The following is an 18,303-nucleotide window of genomic DNA, read 5'->3' on the forward strand; positions in this document are numbered from 1 at the left end:
TTATTTAATCTTGCAAATTTATTGATTTTTATCTTTACACAATTCCAAATATAGTAAATCTTTATTTTCTTCAATGTTTAAACTTAAACGTCAGCATTTATAGTTAATTATTTTCGTGTGTAAAGTGTTTATAAATAGTCACTTAGTTGTTGAATTATCAAAAGTGTTATTTTAAACATAATTTTCTTTTGTCGGTTTGTTTAAAATGTTAAGAATAATTAACACTTGTAGTCAAAATAATTTTATATTTGAATTATATAATATATGTCTATGAAAAAAATATTAGTATCAACTGCTTTATTGGCTGGGGTTCTATCTTATGCAGGAGGCTTCAGGGTTTCATTGCAAGGGGTAAAGCAATTGGCGATGGCACATACCAGTGCTCATGCTGAAGATGCGAGTGTTGCATTCTTCAATCCTGCAGGTATGTCATTCATTCCGTCTAAACTGAGCATTGTTGCCGGAGGTTTTGGAGCAAGTAATAAAGTTACTTTTCAAAATTTAAATACACTGCAGAGTACAGAAACTGATAATCCTATCGGAACACCTATTTATGCTGCGATTGCGTACAAGCCAATTGATAAATTATCCATCGGTTTCAGTTTCACAACGCCTTTCGGAAGCACTATTCAATATCCTTACGATTGGGAAGGCAGAGAGATGGTGCAGAAATTAGAATTGAAAAGTTTCTACTTTCAGCCGATGGTGTCTGTAAAAATGGCTGATTGGTTAGCTTTTGGAGCAAGTTATATTTATGCAAAAGGACAGGTAAACTGGGATAAAGCGGTGACGCAATTCGGAGGAACAGTTAATATCAACGATGAAAAGGCAAGTGGTCACGGCTATGGTTTTGGTTTCTATTTCAGACCCGATCCTAAGTTTGATATGAGTATCGCTTATCGTTCTCCGATTGATATGAAAGCTAAAAAAGGAACCGCTACATTTACTGTTCCCGCACAAAGTACGGTTAACGGTTTATTAGGCTTGAATTCGGCTGGACAGGATGGCTTTACGGCAACTTTGCCTTTAGTAGAAGAATATACCATTGGTCTAACTTATAAAGTAACACCGAAGTGGTTAATTTCGGCAGACTTTAATTATCACGGTTGGGAAAGATACAGCAAGCTGACATTAGATTTTGCCAATGCCCCGATCGGTAATCAGGCAGATCCTACAGTGCTTGTTGCTCCTAAAAATTTCAGAAACTCGAAAACTGTGAGATTAGGAACTCAATATGCATTTACCAATATGATATTTGGTCGTCTAGGTGCTTACTATGACGAGTCTCCTTATACGGATGAAAACTTCATCCCCGAAACACCTTCTTTTGATTCTTTCGTGCTTACAGGCGGTTTAGGATTTAAACTGAAACAATTCGGAGTAGATGTTGCCGGTGGATATGTAATGCCACAGAGCAGAGATGTGAAAAATGAATATCTTGGTTTTTATGGTCAGGCAAAAGCTAAAGCATTTTATGTTGGTTTAGGTTTATCTTACAACCCTTTTTAATTGAATAATATGAAAAAAATAATAATATCAACATTGGCTGTTTCGGCATTGTTTTTTACAACAAGCTGTGAAACAGATTTTGATACAGACGTACAAGACATCGTTGTGACCAAAGGTGAAGCAGATTTTTCGAGGTTTATTTCTTTAGGAAATTCACTGACTTCAGGATACAGAGACGGAGCGTTATATTCTGGTGGACAAAACGAATCTTTTCCAAGTATGATCGCAATGCAGATGAAGCTTGCCGGAGGAGGAGATTTTAAACAACCTTTGATGCCGAATAACGTAGGAGGATTTATTGGTTTACCCGGTTTTCCAGGAAAACTCGAGCTTAAAATGGTGAATGGAGCATTGAGTCCGGTGCCTAATAATCCGGCTGCTGCTTTAGATAATGTAATTTCTGGTGCACCATACCAAAATATGGGAGTTCCTGGTGCTAAAGTATCTCACTTATTAGCTCCGGGTTATGGTAATCCTGCTGGTCTTCCTTTAGGACTTGCAAATCCTTATTTTGTAAGATTTGCTTCTTCTACTACCGCTTCAGTTGTTGGGGATGCATTGGCTCAAAACCCAACTTTTGTTTCTTTATGGATTGGAAATAATGATGTTTTAGGATATGCAACCACAGGAGGAGACGGAACAAACCCTATTACTCCGGTAGACGGTGCAGTAGGCGTAGGATTTACAAATACGTATACTGCTTTGGTAAGTGCCGTATTTCCTGCAGGTACTACAAGAAAAGGTGTGGTTGCGAATATTCCAAACGTAACCAATGTACCATTCTTTACAAGAGTTCCGGCAATGCCTCTTACTAATCTTACAGATGCACAAGTTACCCAACTGAATGGAGGTTATGCAGCATACAACGCAGGATTAGCACAGGCAAAAGCTTTAGGAGCAATAAATGATGCCGAATATCAAAAAAGATTAATCAAATTTACAGCTGGAGCAGTCGCTAATGGTGCGGTAATCGCAGATAAAGACTTGGCAACGGTTCCAGGTTTGCCAAAATACAGACAAACTACAGCTAAAGATTATATTCTATTGACAGCAAGCGCAGTGCTTACTCCTCAAGCTGGTGGTGGTACATCTGTACCTTTGGAAGATAAATTGGTTCTTACAGAAATGGAGGCTGCGAAAGTTTTAACGGCAACGGCTTCCTATAATACAACAATCAAGTCTTTGGCAGATTCTAAAGGTTTGGCATTTGTTGATATGAATGCTAAAATGATAGAACTAAACTCTAAATCAGGAATTTCTTGGAACGGAGTGAGATATACAGCAACATTCGTTACAGGAGGAGCGTTTTCATTAGACGGTGTACACCTTACTGGTAGAGGATATGCTATTGTTGCCAACGAATTTATAAAATCTATCAATGCAAAGTATAAATCTACTTTACCCCAAGTGGATCCTAATAAATATTCAGGCGTTACATTCCCATAAAAAAGGGAAAAAAATAAAAATGGAAACCACAAGACTATTCTTGTGGTTTTTTTTTAAATTTGCAAAATCTTTTAAAAAGTAAAAATGGCCGATCAACAAAGTTATCTGTTTTCGACAAGAACCAGTAAGGATCTTGCAGAAAAAATTGCCCAATACTATGGCAAAGCATTAGGAAAAATCAACTTTCAGGAGTTTAGTGATGGTGAATTTGAACCTGTTTTAGACGAATCTGTAAGAGGCGGGAGAGTTTTCCTTATCGGATCTACATTTCCACCGGCTGACAATCTTTTAGAACTTCTTCTAATGATTGATGCCTCAAAAAGAGCTTCTGCAAAAAGCATTACTGTAGTTCTTCCTTATTTCGGGCTTGCAAGGCAAGACAGAAAAGATAAACCCAGAGCTCCTATCGGAGCAAAATTGGTCGCAAATCTTTTAACGGCTGCCGGAGCCACAAGAATCATGACGATGGATCTGCATGCAGATCAAATTCAAGGATTCTTTGAAATTCCTGTAGATCATTTGTATGCTTCTACGATTTTTGTAGATTACATCAGAGATATGAATCTTGATAATCTTACTATTGCGTCTCCGGATATGGGAGGTGCAAAAAGAGCTAAAAACTACGCAGGTCACTTAGGAGCAGACGTTGTAATTGCTTATAAAGAAAGAAAAAAAGCAAATGTTATAGAAGAAATGTTCCTTATCGGAGATGTGGAAGGTAAAAATGTAATCCTGATTGATGACATGATTGATACCGCAGGAACACTTTGCAAAGCTGCAGATATTTTAATGGAAAAAGGAGCAAAATCTGTAAGAGCAATGGCTACTCACGGTGTGCTTTCCGGGAAGGCTTATGAGAATATTGAGAACTCACAATTGCTGGAAGTGATTGTAACTGACTCAATTCCTGTAAAAACTAATTTGTCATCTAAAATAAAAGTGCTATCTTGCGCCCCATTATTTGCTGACGTTATGAAGATGGTGCATGAGCATCAATCAATTAGCAGCAAGTTCGTTATCTAATTGGTAATAAGCTGTTTGCGAATTAAAATCAAAACAAATTTTTAAATTTTTATAAATGAAATCTATTACAATTCAAGGTACAAAAAGAGAAAGCGTGGGCAAAAAGTCGACAAAAGCTTTACGTGATGCTGAATTAGTTCCTTGTGTTGTTTACGGAGGTGGCGAGCCATTGAACTTCTCTGCATTAGAGAAAGCGTTCAAAGGGTTGGTGTATACTCCTGAAGCACACACGGTATCTATTGAAGTTGACGGTCAGGTAATTCCTGCAGTTCTTCAAGATATTCAGTTCCACCCGGTTACAGACAAAATTCTTCACGCAGACTTTTATCAATTATCTGACGATAAGCCAGTAGTTATGGAAGTTCCGGTAAGATTAACAGGTCGTTCTAAAGGTGTGGTAGCTGGTGGTGTTTTACGTCAGTCTTTCAGAAAGTTGAAAGTAAAAGCTATTCCTGCAAACTTGCCAGACGAGGTAGTTGTAGATATCACTGCATTAAAGATTGGTAACAAACTTTATGTAGGAGGTCTTAAAGCGGAAGGTTATTCATTCGTGCACCCAGACAATGCAGTAGTAGTTGCTGTTAAAATGTCTAGAAATGCTGCTAAAGGTGGTGCATTGGTTGATGATGACGAAGAAGAAGTTGTAGCTGAAACTGAAACTGAAGGAGCTGCTCCTGCATCAGAAGAAGCAACAGCTGAGTAAGAATTTTCTTAATCATAATACTAAAACCTGTCAATTTTATTGGCAGGTTTTTTTACGGCTACACTAAAAAGCCAGGACTGAGCATTTGTAATTTTTATTAAATATTTAGTATTAAACAAAATCAAATCCTGACTTCAATCAACATCCATCAAATTAAAAAGTCGTAAATTTGAAGTGTTCTAAATAAGAACATTGAATAATAAAAATTGTAATAAATGTTTGACATTCAGGAAATAAGAAGTCAGTTTTCTATATTAAACCAAGAGGTAAACGGTAAGCCTTTGGTTTATCTAGACAATGCAGCAACGTCGCAAAAACCAAATTCAGTTTTAGAAGTTTGGAATCAATATTATACAGAAATCAATGCCAATGTGCATCGAGGAATTCATACATTGAGCCAGCTGGCAACCGAAGAAATGGAGCTTTCGAGAAGAAAAATTCAGAAGTTCATCAATGCAAAACATGATTTTGAAGTTATTTTCACAAAAGGTACAACAGAGGGAATCAACCTCATCTCCTATATTTTAACTCAAAAGCTTAAAAAAGATGACGAGATTATCATTTCTTATCTCGAACATCACTCCAATATCGTTCCGTGGCAATTGCTGTGTGAAAGAACAGGGGCTAAGCTCCGCGTCATTCCACTCGATGAAAACGGAATTCTTCAGCTTGATTATTTAGATCAATTTTTGAGTGAGAAAACAAAAGTAGTATCTGTGAACCAGGTTTCTAACGCATTGGGTATTATTAATCCGATTGAAGAGATTATCGCCAGAACAAGAGCTCATTCTGATGCTTATATTGTTATTGACGGTGCTCAGTCGGCTCCGCATTTTAAAATTGATGTTCAGGCTTTAGATTGTGATTTCTTTGTGTTTTCGGGCCACAAAATGTATGCTCCGATGGGAACCGGTATTTTGTACGGTAAACAATCAGTTCTTGAAGATCTTCCACCATTTCACGGAGGTGGAGAAATGATTGCAGTTTGTTCGTTTGACAGAACTACTTATGCAGGTTTACCTTTTAAATATGAAGCAGGAACTCCTAACGTAGGCGGAAATATCGCTCTTGGTGCAGCTGTTGATTTTATCAATCATTTAGGTCACAAAAATATTCAGCAGCATGAAAATGCTTTGTTGGAATATGCTCAAAAGCATCTTTTAGAAATTGAAGGTTTAAAAGTGTATGGCGAAAAAGCAAACAGAACAGGAGTTGTTTCTTTCAATCTCGAAGGAGTGGGAATTTCTTCTGACGTAGGGATGATTCTCGATAAAATGGGAATTGCCGTAAGAACCGGACATCACTGTACACAACCGATTATGGATTTCTTTGATATTGCGGGAACGGTGAGAGCAAGTTTTGCAGTTTACAATACATTTCATGAGATCGATTTGTTGGTAGAAGGTGTAAAAAAAGCGAAGAGAATGCTATCGTAAAAGATAAATGTAATAATAATTGTTACATTATAGATTTTAACAATATTTCAAATTTTAATTTGTGGTATTTTTTTCATTTGATTTGAATTAATTTTGCCCCGTAAAATAAAATTATGGAATTATTAGAAAAATTAAACTGGAGATACGCTACAAAAGCGATGAACGGGCAAAAAGTTTCTCAGGAGAAAATAGATAAAATTTTAGAAGCAGCAAGATTAGCGCCTACATCAAGCGGCTTGCAGCCTATCGAAATTATTGTGATCTCTAATCAGGAAATTAAAGAGCAAATAAAACCTCATGCCTGGAATCAGCCGCAGATTACAGATTCTTCCCATTTGTTGGTGTTTGCAGCTTGGGACAATTACACGGAGGAAAGAATCAATGCGATGTTTGATCTGACCAACGAAATCAGAGGTTTCAAAAACGAGGGCTGGGAAAACTACAGACAACAGTTATTGGCTATGTACCCGCCGAGAACGGCAGAAGAAAACTTTACACATGCATCAAAGCAGGCGTACATTTCTTTTAGTGCGGCCATTATTGCAGCAGCTTACGAAGAAGTAGACTCTACACCCATGGAAGGTTTTTCTCCTGAAGAGGTTGATAAAATTTTAAACCTAAAAGAAAAAGGACTGAAAAGCGTTCTGCTTCTACCTTTAGGCTACAGAGATGAAGAAAATGACTGGTTGGCAAACCTGACGAAAGTAAGAAAATCAAAAGAAGATTTCATCACAGAGATTAACTAATCATTTATTGATAAAGAAAACCCTTTCAGCTTTTTGTTGAAAGGGTTTTTTATGGTATTTAAATATCATTCCGTATAAGAATTGCGGCAATGTTTTAAGATAGCTTAGATTTCCCCGGAATTTTATCCAGAAAATGCTTAAACTATTAATTATTCGGTTTCCAGTCTACAACCGCTCTGATAAATGCTTCCGCATTTTCTAAAGGAATATTTGGTAGAATTCCGTGACCTAAGTTGGCAATGTATCTATCTTTACCGAAACGATTGATCATTTCGTTCACCATTTTTTTGATGGTTTCAGGAGTAGAATGTAATCTTGCGGGATCAAAATTCCCTTGTAAAGTCATCGTGTGATTCGTCAACGTTCTTGCCAATTCCGGTTTGATTGTCCAGTCAACACCCAAAGCAGAAACAGGCGACATCGTCATATCTTCTAATGCAAACCAGCATCCTTTTCCGAACACGACAACATGAGTTAACGGAGCTAAAGCTTCAACAATCTGGCTGATATATTTCCATGAAAATTCCTGATAATCCTGTGGAGAAAGCATTCCGCCCCAAGAATCAAAAACCTGAACTGCAGAAACACCTTTTTCAACTTTTCTTTTTAGATAAGCAATCGTAGTATCTGTGATTTTCTGCAACAATAAATGGGCAGCTTCCGGCTGCTGGAAACAGAAAGATTTAGCAATATCAAAAGCTTTGCTGCCTTTTCCTTCCACACAGTAGCAAAGCAGTGTCCAAGGCGAACCTGCAAAACCAATCAATGGAATTTCGTTGTCTAATTTAATTAATGTTAGTTCAATAGCATCAAAAACATATCCTAAAGTGTCATTCACATCCGGAACAATCACATTCTGTACATCTTCCATTGTTCTGATCGGATTATCCAACCACGGACCTACGTTTTCTTTCATTTTAAAATCAATTCCCATCGCCTGAGGAACCACCAAAATGTCGGAAAATAAAATCGCAGCATCCAGAGGATATCTTCTGATCGGCTGAACGGTGATTTCTGAAGCCAATTCCGGAGTCTGACATCTCGTAAAAAAGTCGTATTTGTCACGTAGTGCAATGAATTCGGGTAAATATCTTCCTGCCTGTCTCATCATCCAAACCGGCGGTCTTTCTACGGTTTCTCCACGAAGTGCTTTTAAATATAGGTCGTTTTTAATCATAATATAAGTTGATAATTGTTGGTTTTTAATTGATTGCTTCAAGATTATTGTTCTTTAAAACATCTTTGATGACCAACAACAGGTTTGATAAAGTATTTTTTCTGCTTGTAAAAATCTCAGATTTTGTATGCATTCTTAACTCTTTTGAGGTCGTTTCTCCGATTGAAAAAAGAGCCACATTTTCTAAAGAATTATTTTTCGCAAAACTACGAACTCCACTTGGGCTAAAAAAAACTATTGCATGATATTTTTCAGTTATTACAGGATAGATTTCTTTTGTGCTGTAAACAGTCGCTTTTTTGTAGGCGATATTTTGAAGCGGAAGTTTTCTGTCTAAAACATCAATCGCCAGATTTTCCGCAGAAATGGATAAATTTCTCGTTCTGACAATGATCAATGATGAATTTTGAAAGGGTATCAGCATTTTTTAAAACTTTAAAAGTTCCGAATCCGTTTTTCCGAAGTTCTTTTTTTGTTTTTTCACCAACGCAGTAGATTTTATTGTAATTTTTTGCTGCAAAATCTTCATTGGGTTTAAACTGATTTTCAAAAAAAGATTTTACACCGTTCGAACTTGTAAAAATCAAAGAGTAATTTTTTAAATCAAATGCTTCAACCTGCAAATTTTCGATATGAACAACCTCAACACATTCAGCCGAAATACCGTTTCCCAATTCTTTGGAAAGTATTTCTGAATCTATGTTTTTGGTAAATAAAATGTTCATTTTCTAAATCTTACATTTAAATAAGAATAAAATTTTTAACGCAAAGTCCCCAAAGACTTTTTTTAACTACTAACTGTTTTGAGTTCGTTAAGGCGTTTCACTTAACAAAGATCACAAGTTTTTAAAAAAGGAATTAATTACCCGGCTTATCTTTTAATTTTAAATCAGCGACCTGAATTCTTACTTTGCTCATGAAGTCTTTTCCGGGATCTTCTTTTCCTGTAAAATATTTTGGGTCAGATTCTTTCCAAAGTTTTGAATTTCTGAATATTCCGTACTCTGAATGCCCGATTAAGTATTCTATTTTATATTTTTGAGTTAAATATCTTACTAACTGTGCGTTTGCTGCAACTTGTTTTTCTGTAAGCGGTTGTTTTTTACTGCCTATATTTTCAATTCCGATGGCGCAGTAATTCAGTCCGATGGTGTGTCTGGCAAACAGATTGGGTTCCATCAATTGATAAATGGTTCCGTCTCGGTCAACAATATACTGTGAAGAAACATTGAGTGTACTTTGTTTTTTTAAAGTATTTCTGGCACTTTCTAAATGAGTATTGTTGAAATATTTAAAATTACTTTCAACAGTTCCGCCTGCTGTGTAATGCAGAACAATCATTTTCGGAACAATCGTCGCCGATTTTTGAATCAAACCGTGGTGGTCTTTCAGATATTCTAAGCTGAGACGAATTCTCTCTTCTGAATAATTGATGGGTTTATTAATCACCTTAAAATCAATCTTCTGTGCAAAAGAAAAATTTAATATCAATAAAAATAAAGTGCAGATAAAATTCTTCATGAATAATTATTTCGGATATTGATAATGCCCGGTAATTGTAAATTTAAACAGGCAATCTTCAATTACTTGTCCGCCACCGATGTTGTGAACGATCAGATATCTTTTTCCGTCAGCCGATTTTTTATTGACTACAATTCCGATGTGGGTCAAATTTCCCGGCAAAAGCCATGTGACAATATCTCCGGGAGCATAAAAAGCAGGATTTGTTTCAATAGATTTTGAATTCCCGAATTTTGCAAAGAAAACTCTCAGATTGGGAACTCTGCGATGGTCAATATTCGTATCTGGTCTTTTCAGACCCCAGTTTTTAGGATATTTAGAAAAGTTTTTCTTCATATCTTCATGCACTTCCTTTTGTAAATCAATTCCGAGTTTTCTGTACGCTCTGATAACAACATCGGTGCAAACACCTTTGTCCGCCGGAACATCACCATTTGGATATTTGATTGAAAAATAAGCGGGATCGTAAGTGACTTTGTTTTTTGTTAAACTCAAAGCCGCATCAGAAAGTTTCTGAGAAAACTGAGCTTGTGCTGTAAAAACAAAAACCAACATGACAAGTATGGATAAATACTTTTTCATTGATGTAAAATCTGGAATTTAATAATTTTAAATCAGTTAAAGCTGGCTTTTAATCTCTGCCATCAATTCTCTTCCTCCGTTTTCTAAAACGATGTTGGCAAATTTCTCTCCAAAATTCTCTTCTTCATTATACTCAAAACTTTCGTCGATGCCGATGTAGTTTTTCCCGTCAAGTGAGCAAAGTGCCCCTTTGAAGCGGATTTGATTTTCAATCTTCTCTGCAAAAGCACCGATAGGAGCAGTACACCCGCCTTCTAATGTGCTCAGGAAATTTCTTTCCATTTCTACACAGATTTGCGTTTGTTGATGGTTAATTGATTTTAAAATTTCATTGATTTCCGGCTTTTCAGAATGTCCCACAACGGCAATTACACCTTGGGAAGCCGCAGGAATCATTACGGGAAGCATCTCGTAATTGATATCCATCTTCATTCTTTTGATTCCGGCTAAAGATAATATGGTTGCGTCAAAATCCTGTTCTTCCAGTTTTTGCAATCTTGTTTGTATGTTTCCTCTGATATCAGAAAATTCTGTATTCGGATAATGTTTTAACCAAAAAGCCCGTCTTCTCAAACTGCTTGTTGCCAGCTTCAGTTCGTGAAATTCTTTGTCTTTGGCAGATTTTCTTCTGATCAGAACATCTTGCGGAAAATCTCTTTCAAGATGTGCAATCAATTCTATGTTATGAGGTAATTGCGTAGGTATATCCTTTAAAGAATGTACGGCAATATCAATTTCGTCGTTTAATAAAGCTACATCCAGGTCTCTTGTAAAAACACCGGTAATTCCTAAAGAATAAAGTGGCTGATTGAGATTTTTATCACCTGACGAAACGATTGGAGTGATCTCTGTGAGGTAATTGTTGTTTTGCAAATGCCTGGCTACTTCTCTAGCCTGCCAAAGTGCAAGTGCCGAATTTCGGGTTCCTATCCTAATGCTTTTCATTGAATTCGTTGTTTGGTTGTTCAACTAATATTTCGTGCATTAATTTACTAATTTCTTCGGCTTTGAGAGGATTATCGATGATATATTTTGCAAAACGATTGGTAATTTTCTGAATCATCTTCTCAGAAAGCTCCATGTCGTTGATATTGATGTACTTATTTTTTCTGTAGAAATTGTGCATTTCGTTGCGTTCCATGTTTTTTAAGACCGCTTTGAAATGGTGGATATTGGGTGCCAGTTTTCTTTTTTTCTCCCATTCCAGGAAGTCTTTGGTCATTTCCTTGATGATTTTTTCTGCTTTCGGAATTTCTTTTTCCCTTTGCTGAATGGTTTGCTGAATTTGTTTTGAAAGCTCATCAACATCAATTAATGTTACATTTTCAATTTCAGAAACATTTTTGTCTACGTTGTGAGGAATAGAGAGATCAATCACCAAAGTTTCCCTTCCGTTTTGGAAATGAGATGCATTGATGATAGGAGTCTTAGCTCCCGTTGCCACAATTAGAATATCGGTATTTTGTAATTCTTTATCAAAATTGGCATAATCAACATGCGGGATATGGTATTTTTCAGAAATTTTCTCTGCAGTTTCCTGAGTTCGGTTGGCTATTTTTATTTTCGGCTGATAAACGTGTTTTACCAGATTTTCTACGGTGTTTTGTCCGATCTCGCCCACACCAAGAAGTAAAATATTCTTTTCGTTCAGTTTCTTCTGATTATTTAAGATATAATGAACGGCAGCATAAGAAACCGAGGCTGCTCCGTTTGAAATAGCGGTTTCGTTTTTTATCCTTTTCGAAAATCTGGATTGCAGAGTTAATCGATCTTTCCAAAAAAGGATTTGAGTTTTGTCTTTCTTTTTTAAATCTTGCGTAAGCTTTTTTGATCTGCCCGATAATTTCAAAATCTCCGATGATCTGGCTTTCCAATCCTGCTGCTACTCTGAATAAATGATTCAGTGCTTCTTCTTTTGTTAAAATATTGGCGAACGGCAAAAAGTCTGAAAGATTAACACCAATAGTTTTGCAGTATTCTTCAGCGACAAAAAGATAATTGGATGTGGTGGTATAAATCTCGGTTCTGTTGCAGGTAGAAACCACAAACGCATCCCCTAAATTTTCATCATGAATTCGGGTGACAAAGTTTTTAATATTTTCATCGAAAAATGCAAATTTCCCTCTTGTTTCTACATCGGCTTTCTCATAACTCACAGAAAGCACAGCGAAATTTGACGTCTGATGTGTATTGGAATACTGTATCATAATCAGTCGCAAATTTAAGTATTTTTAAATTAAACTACTGCTGATATTGTATATGATAAATATCGTAAAAACCTATAAATTAATAAGTAATTATTACTGCAATAAGTAAACAAAACTTAAATCGAAGTTCAGAATTTTAATAAAATTTTAACCAAATTATATTAAGTATATTATTCATTAGTAGTCTTTAAATTTATATCTTTGTAAACTTAAATCAGGACAAAATTATGAGTATATTCGATATGTTTACGCAAGACATTGCGATAGACCTTGGAACTGCCAACACGCTTATCATCCATAACAACAAAATTGTTATAGATCAGCCTTCAATTGTCGCAATTGAACGTTCTACAGGTAAGCCGATAGCGGTGGGTGAACAGGCAAAACATATGCAGGGTAAAACCCATGAGGATATCAAAACAATCCGTCCGTTGAAAGATGGTGTTATTGCAGATTTCCATGCTTCTGAGCATATGATCAAAGAATTTATCAAAAAAATTCCGGGGATCAAAGGGAGATTTATCCAGCCTGCTTTAAGAATTGTAATCTGTATTCCATCGGGAATTACTGAGGTTGAAAAAAGAGCGGTAAGAGATTCTGCTCAGAAAGTAAATGCTAAAGATGTAAGGTTGATCTATGAACCAATGGCTGCTGCGATAGGAGTTGGTATTGATGTTCAGAAACCTGAAGGTAATATGATTATCGATATAGGCGGTGGTACTACAGAAATTGCAGTTGTGGCTTTAGGAGGTATTGTTTGTGATAAATCGGTAAAAATTGCAGGTGATGTATTTACCAATGATATTGCTTATTTCCTGAGAACTCACCACAATCTTTACATTGGTGAAAGAACTGCTGAAAGAGTAAAAATAGAAGTTGGTTCTGCGGTTGAAGATCTTGATGTTGACATTGAAGATATTCCGGTGCAAGGTAGAGACCTTATTACAGGTAAGCCAAAAGAAATTATGGTAGGCTACAAAGAAATTGCCCGCGCTTTAGATAAATCAATCATCAGAATTGAAGATGCCGTAATGGAAACGCTTTCTCTTACGCCTCCGGAATTGTCAGCCGATATTTACAAAACAGGTATTTATCTTGCTGGTGGTGGTGCTTTATTGAGAGGTTTGGCAGACAGACTACACAAGAAAACAGGGCTCCCGGTTTTTGTGGCTGAAGATCCTTTGAGAGCTGTTGTACGTGGTACAGGTATTGCACTTAAGAATATGGATAAATTCAACTTCTTAATCAAATAATTTTAACTTTTACGACTCTTTATCTGAATGGGATTTTTGCTGAGATTATTTTCAAAGAATGCTCTTCTTGTTTTCTTTATTTTCCTGCAAATCATTGCTCTTGTTCTGATATTCTCTAAAAATGCAATGCAGCGATCTTGGCTTGCGGGTCAGACAGCTGCGTTTAATTCCTGGGTTTCGGGTTATATTGATGAAGGAGTTTCTTATTTAAAACTAAAACAGACCAACGAAGATCTTGTCGCCCAAAACAAAGCTTTAATGCTTGAACTGTATGGAAAACAGGGAACTAAAAACCCTTCTTTCAGAAAAGTTCATGATACTTTGGGTGGCGGTCAGATCTATACTTTCGTAGACGGTGAAATCGTTTTCAACAGTATCAACCGACGAAACAACTATTTTACCATCAACCGCGGAAAACGTGACGGAGTTCTTCCTCAGATGGGCGTAATGGCTCCAAAAGGGATTGCCGGAATCGTGATCAATTCTACCGACAGTTATGCCTTGGTACAATCTGTATTAAGTGTAAATAAAATCAGAATTAATGCAGCTTTGAAAAAATCAGGATATTTTGGTACTTTGACTTGGAGAGGCGATAATTCCCGAGTAATGCACTTGTCTGATGTTCCTAAATATGTTTCTCTTAAAGTTGGTGACACTATTGTAACAGATGGTAAATCTGCAATTTTTCCTAAAGGAATCATGATCGGAACCATTGCAGGCTACACAGTAGATAACCAAACCGGATTCTGGGATATTTCTGTTGAGTTAAGTGAAAAGATGGGAGCTTTAAGTAAAGTTTTTGTAGTGAAAAATCTGAAAAAAGCTGAGGTTCAGAAAATTAGTGACACTATGCAGGCCGTAATAAAAAAAGAAAATGATTAGCAGAACGTTATTTACAGATCTTTTGATCATGATTTTTCTTGTTGCATTACAGATATTTGTTTTGAACAGAATTACCCTGTTCGGAAAATACACACCGGTTTTATATCCGGTTTTTGTAATGTTCTATCCATTTTTCAGAAATAAATTTCAGTTTTTGGCTTTAAGCTTTTTAATAGGTTTGGTAATTGATACTTTTTTACATTCCGGAGGGATCAATGCTTTTGCAACCACATTGATTGCCTACTTTAGAACGCTTATTTTCAGATCTTCTACAGATACTTCTACAGATTTTTTCTCATTTCAGTCGTTACAATGGTCTCAGTTTTTATTGTTCCTTTTCTCAAGCATATTTTTACATCAGCTTTTGGTACAGTACATCGAGTTCTTTAAATTCAGCAGAGTTTTTGAAATATTGGTTAATGTCTTGGTAACTAGTGTAATTTCTTTTATATTTATCGTTATTTACGCATTAATTTTTAAAATCAAACAGAAAGTTTGAACACACGCCATATAAAAATTTTAACCGTGCTTATTGTAATTGCTCTTATTTTTATAGCAAGACTTTCTTATTTACAATTGTTCACAGACCGTTATGCTTTAAATGCGGCCAATACTTCCATCAAAACCGAATATGTAATTCCTCAACGCGGCGTTATTTTTGACCGAAACGGGAAAATCATGGTGGGAAATCAGCCGGCTTACGAAATTTCTTTTACTCAGGCATTGATGAAACCTGATTTTGATACTTTGGCTTTCTGTAATTTAATGAGAATTGATAAAAGAGATTTTATCCAGAAAATTAAAGTGATAAAAAGCGAAAAGTATTATTCCAAACTGACTCCCATGACGTTCATCAAAGATCTTAGCAGAGAGGAAATCGCCCGAGTTCAGGAAATTATATTTAAATATCCCGCTTTCAGTATCGTTCAGCGACCACAAAGACAGTATGAAGTTTCAACTTCCGGAAATCTTTTGGGATATACAAGCGAAGTCAACGACAGGGAGATCAAAAAAGATTCTACTTATTATTTGCCGGGTGACCTCATCGGAAAAGCCGGTATCGAAAAATCTTATGAAAAAGAACTTCGAGGTGTTAAAGGAATTAAATACATTCAGAAAGATATTAAACTCAGGAATGTAGGACCTTACAAAAACGGAACTCTGGATAAAGACGTTATTACCGGAAAAGATATTACACTGACAATCGATTACGATTTGCAGAGAATTGCAGAAGAAATGTTGGTGAATAAACACGGTGCTATCGTTGCGATTGATCCCAATAATGGGGAGGTTTTAGTGGCAGCAACCGGACCGGATATTGACCCGAACCTTTTCACCGGACCCAATAAGTCAAAAAATTTATACGCGCTCTCAAGAGATACAATTTATGAAAACAAACCTACGTTTGATCGCTCTTTACAGGCAGGTTATCCACCAGGTTCTACATTTAAATTGCTGACAGCTTTAGCAGCAATGCAGATGGGAGTGATGGATGAAAATACAATTTTCCCCTGTGGTGGTGGTTTTTATTATAAAGGAAAACGGATAAAAGGTCATGGAGGAGCAGATCCACTGATTCCGGCTATTCAGGTTTCAAGTAACTGCTTTTTTACGTATGCCTTTATTGCTATTATTAAAAAATATCCCGGAAACCCATCAAAAGGTGTTGATGAATGGAAGAAAATCATGAGCAGCTTTGGCGTTGGAGAATTTCTGAATAACGATTTTGCGGTGGGTGCAAAAGGAAGAATTCCTTCAGGAGATTTTTATGAAAGAAGGTTTAAGGCAATCATAAAAGCAAATGGTTCTACTAAACAGGACTATAAGAATTGGGACGAAATGTCTACCGGAGCCATCTACAACGGGATGGGTCAAGGTGATGTGATGGTAACACCTCTTCAGTTAGCAAATTATGTGGCGGCAATTGCCAACAGAGGTTGGTATTATACGCCTCACATTGTAAAATTGATTGACGGGAAACCAAATCCTGATCCGAGATTTAAGGTTAAACACAAGACTTTAGTAGATCCCAAACATTTTGGACCCGTTTTAAAAGGTATGGAAGCCGTGGTTTTAAACGGAACAGCGAGAGGCTTAAAGTCTAATGACTTTACCCAGTTAGCTAAAACCGGTACGGCACAGGTTCCTCAAGGAAAAGATAATTCAATTTTTGTGCTGATTGCACCTGCAGATAAGCCTAAAATAGTGGTAGTTGCCGTAATGGAACATGCCGGATTTGGAGCTACTTGGGCAGGACCTGCATCAACTGTGATTGCAGAAAAATATATAACAGGAGATCTTAAGAGAGAACATCTTTACAAAAAAATGATCACTTCGAGCTTTATGCCCGAATATAAAAGACAATGGATTGCCGATCTGAAAAGAAAAGGCCTGTATAAAGAACCAAAACCGGATTCTATTAAGCTTAAAAGGATACAGGATAGCTTAAACCTTATTAAAAAAGCAAAAGAAAAATTAGAAGCCAAGAAGAAGAAAGCTGAACCTAAAAAACCTGTTAAGCAATGAAGTGGACAGAAGGAATAGATAAATTAGGACTTGGTTTGTATCTTGTACTTTGCATTTTTGCCATTGCTAATATTTACAGTGTAGATGAGGCTTTAGGCAAAAAACAATTGATTTTTTTCGGAATTTCTCTATTTGCAGGGTTAATTATATTTTTCAGCAGAAGTAAGTTTTTCGAAAATATGTCTGGTATCATTTATATCGGAGGTGTTTTGTTATTAATAGGACTTTTTCCTTTCGGAAAAGAAATTTTAGGTCAGAAAAACTGGTACAAATTCGGAAGTTTCACGATGCAGCCGGTAGAATTTGCAAAAATAGGTGTGGCATTGATGCTTGCAAATTACGTCTCCGGATCAGAATTTAATCTCAAAAACAGGAGATCACTTTTAACTACTCTCGCAATTGTAGGAATTCCGGCGGTTGTTGTTTTAGCCATTCCGGATGTAGGATCTCTGTTAGTTTTCATGGCGTTTTTCATTGCTTTATATCGTGAAGGATTAAGTGGATGGTTGTTTGGTGTAGGCTTTCTTTTGGCTATGGTATTTTTACTTTCACTGGCAGTAAACCCTATTTATATTGCCATCGGAATATTAATCATTGCAGGAGTTCTTATGTTTTTGAATTTCTATAAAATGAGCTGGAATGTTATTTCCATTTCAAGTATAGCAGGATCAATTATTCTTTTGTGCGGATTGGCATTTGCTACCCCTTACGTTTTAGAAAAGCTTCCAAAACACCAGAGAGAAAGAATTGAAGTTTTGTACAAAGGCGAAAAGGCCTTCAGAGATACTTCAGGATATAATTTACTGTATTCTAAAACGGCTATCGGTTCTGGCGGAATGTTTGGGAAGGGTTATCGTCAAGGTTCCGTCACTCAGGGAAAATTCGTGCCTGAGCAGGAAACAGATTACATTTTCTGTACTGTAGGAGAAGAATGGGGTTTTGCAGGAAGTACACTATTGGTATTGTGCTACATGATTTTTATCGGACGAATTTATTATCTCGCAGAACAGCAGAAATCATCTTTTAACAGGGTTTTCGGATATTCATTTGCTTCTATTCTGTTGATGCACTTTTCTATTAATTTAGGGATGGTTATGGGCTTGTTTCCTACTGTAGGCATTCCGTTACCATACTTCAGTTATGGTGGGAGCTCGCTGCTTGCATTTTCGATGATGACCTTTATTTTCTTTAAACTCAATTACACGGATAAGAATAGTTTGGTTTAAATACTGGATGTTAGAAGCTTGATGATGATGTTTACAATTATCTGTAAATAAATTTTTGATAAATTT

General features: G+C 36.4%; 17 protein-coding genes and 1 pseudogene. 11 read left to right on the forward strand and 7 right to left on the reverse strand.

Translation table 11 applies throughout. From position 1 onward, the window contains the following. The first annotated feature begins 270 nt into the window (after window positions 1–270). The 6 genes from ACZZ9T_RS04545 to ACZZ9T_RS04570 all read left to right on the forward strand — a co-directional run bounded on the left by ACZZ9T_RS04545 (window position 271) and on the right by ACZZ9T_RS04570 (window position 6,863). Window positions 271–1,509, forward strand: a complete 1,239-nt coding sequence (locus ACZZ9T_RS04545) for an OmpP1/FadL family transporter (RefSeq protein ID WP_463441102.1) — start codon at window positions 271–273, stop codon at window positions 1,507–1,509. Window positions 1,510–1,518: 9 nt separating this feature from the next. Then, the gene (locus ACZZ9T_RS04550) at window positions 1,519–2,955 is read left to right on the forward strand and encodes a G-D-S-L family lipolytic protein (protein ID WP_463441103.1); all 1,437 of its coding nucleotides are present in this window, start codon (window positions 1,519–1,521) and stop codon (window positions 2,953–2,955) included. 84 nt (window positions 2,956–3,039) lie between these two features. Continuing rightward, on the forward strand, window positions 3,040–3,978 hold the full coding sequence (locus tag ACZZ9T_RS04555) for a ribose-phosphate pyrophosphokinase (RefSeq protein WP_463430199.1): 939 nt from the start codon (window positions 3,040–3,042) through the stop codon (window positions 3,976–3,978). 55 nt (window positions 3,979–4,033) lie between these two features. Beyond that, window positions 4,034–4,681, forward strand: coding sequence for a 50S ribosomal protein L25/general stress protein Ctc (locus ACZZ9T_RS04560; protein WP_463441104.1), 648 nt, complete (start codon window positions 4,034–4,036; stop codon window positions 4,679–4,681). 215 nt (window positions 4,682–4,896) lie between these two features. Next, complete coding sequence (locus ACZZ9T_RS04565; RefSeq protein ID WP_463441105.1) at window positions 4,897–6,117, forward strand: aminotransferase class V-fold PLP-dependent enzyme; 1,221 nt, start codon at window positions 4,897–4,899, stop codon at window positions 6,115–6,117. Window positions 6,118–6,230: 113 nt separating this feature from the next. Then, entirely contained in the window at window positions 6,231–6,863 is a 633-nt protein-coding gene (locus ACZZ9T_RS04570) for an NAD(P)H-dependent oxidoreductase (protein ID WP_463441106.1), read from the forward strand. Window positions 6,864–7,008: 145 nt separating this feature from the next. On the opposite strand, the gene hemE is transcribed toward ACZZ9T_RS04570, so the two are convergent. From hemE to hemA, 7 genes and pseudogenes are all read right to left on the reverse strand, one after another. Further along, window positions 7,009–8,040 carry a uroporphyrinogen decarboxylase gene (gene hemE / locus ACZZ9T_RS04575; protein WP_463441107.1) on the reverse strand — a complete coding sequence of 344 codons (1,032 nt, stop codon included), beginning with the start codon at window positions 8,038–8,040 and terminating at the stop codon, window positions 7,009–7,011. Window positions 8,041–8,065: 25 nt separating this feature from the next. After that, window positions 8,066–8,464: a uroporphyrinogen-III synthase gene (locus tag ACZZ9T_RS04580; RefSeq protein ID WP_463441108.1), complete on the reverse strand. Its 399-nt coding sequence runs from the start codon at window positions 8,462–8,464 to the stop codon at window positions 8,066–8,068. Beyond that, window positions 8,382–8,765: a uroporphyrinogen-III synthase gene (locus tag ACZZ9T_RS04585; RefSeq protein WP_463441109.1), complete on the reverse strand. Its 384-nt coding sequence runs from the start codon at window positions 8,763–8,765 to the stop codon at window positions 8,382–8,384. The genes ACZZ9T_RS04580 and ACZZ9T_RS04585 overlap by 83 nt, the downstream gene beginning before the upstream one ends. 133 nt (window positions 8,766–8,898) lie before the next feature. Beyond that, window positions 8,899–9,561, reverse strand: coding sequence for a peptidoglycan recognition protein family protein (locus ACZZ9T_RS04590; RefSeq protein WP_463441110.1), 663 nt, complete (start codon window positions 9,559–9,561; stop codon window positions 8,899–8,901). Between the two features lie 6 nt (window positions 9,562–9,567). After that, window positions 9,568–10,143, reverse strand: a complete 576-nt coding sequence (locus ACZZ9T_RS04595) for a DUF1287 domain-containing protein (RefSeq protein WP_463441111.1) — start codon at window positions 10,141–10,143, stop codon at window positions 9,568–9,570. Window positions 10,144–10,179: 36 nt separating this feature from the next. Continuing rightward, window positions 10,180–11,088: a hydroxymethylbilane synthase gene (gene hemC, locus ACZZ9T_RS04600; protein WP_463430206.1), complete on the reverse strand. Its 909-nt coding sequence runs from the start codon at window positions 11,086–11,088 to the stop codon at window positions 10,180–10,182. Beyond that, a pseudogene (gene hemA / locus ACZZ9T_RS04605) lies at window positions 11,075–12,350 on the reverse strand (glutamyl-tRNA reductase). The gene hemC and the pseudogene hemA overlap by 14 nt, the downstream one beginning before the upstream one ends. Window positions 12,351–12,577: 227 nt before the next feature. Here hemA and ACZZ9T_RS04610 point away from each other — a divergent pair. The 5 genes from ACZZ9T_RS04610 to rodA are packed head-to-tail and all read left to right on the forward strand — an operon-like array spanning window position 12,578 to window position 18,237. Then, on the forward strand, window positions 12,578–13,603 hold the full coding sequence (locus tag ACZZ9T_RS04610) for a rod shape-determining protein (RefSeq protein ID WP_129535330.1): 1,026 nt from the start codon (window positions 12,578–12,580) through the stop codon (window positions 13,601–13,603). Window positions 13,604–13,630: 27 nt separating this feature from the next. Then, window positions 13,631–14,485, forward strand: a complete 855-nt coding sequence (gene mreC, locus ACZZ9T_RS04615) for a rod shape-determining protein MreC (RefSeq protein ID WP_463441112.1) — start codon at window positions 13,631–13,633, stop codon at window positions 14,483–14,485. Next, window positions 14,478–14,984, forward strand: a complete 507-nt coding sequence (locus ACZZ9T_RS04620) for a rod shape-determining protein MreD (RefSeq protein WP_463430209.1) — start codon at window positions 14,478–14,480, stop codon at window positions 14,982–14,984. The genes mreC and ACZZ9T_RS04620 overlap by 8 nt, the downstream gene beginning before the upstream one ends. Then, a complete protein-coding gene (locus ACZZ9T_RS04625; protein WP_463441113.1) occupies window positions 14,981–17,011 on the forward strand; it encodes a peptidoglycan D,D-transpeptidase FtsI family protein in 2,031 nt (676 codons plus the stop codon). Before ACZZ9T_RS04620 ends, ACZZ9T_RS04625 begins: the two co-directional genes overlap by 4 nt. Continuing rightward, on the forward strand, window positions 17,008–18,237 hold the full coding sequence (gene rodA / locus ACZZ9T_RS04630; protein ID WP_463441114.1) for a rod shape-determining protein RodA: 1,230 nt from the start codon (window positions 17,008–17,010) through the stop codon (window positions 18,235–18,237). The genes ACZZ9T_RS04625 and rodA overlap by 4 nt, the downstream gene beginning before the upstream one ends. The last annotated feature ends 66 nt before the right edge of the window (window positions 18,238–18,303 follow it).

This window comes from Chryseobacterium sp. AC417 (genome assembly GCF_979258215.1).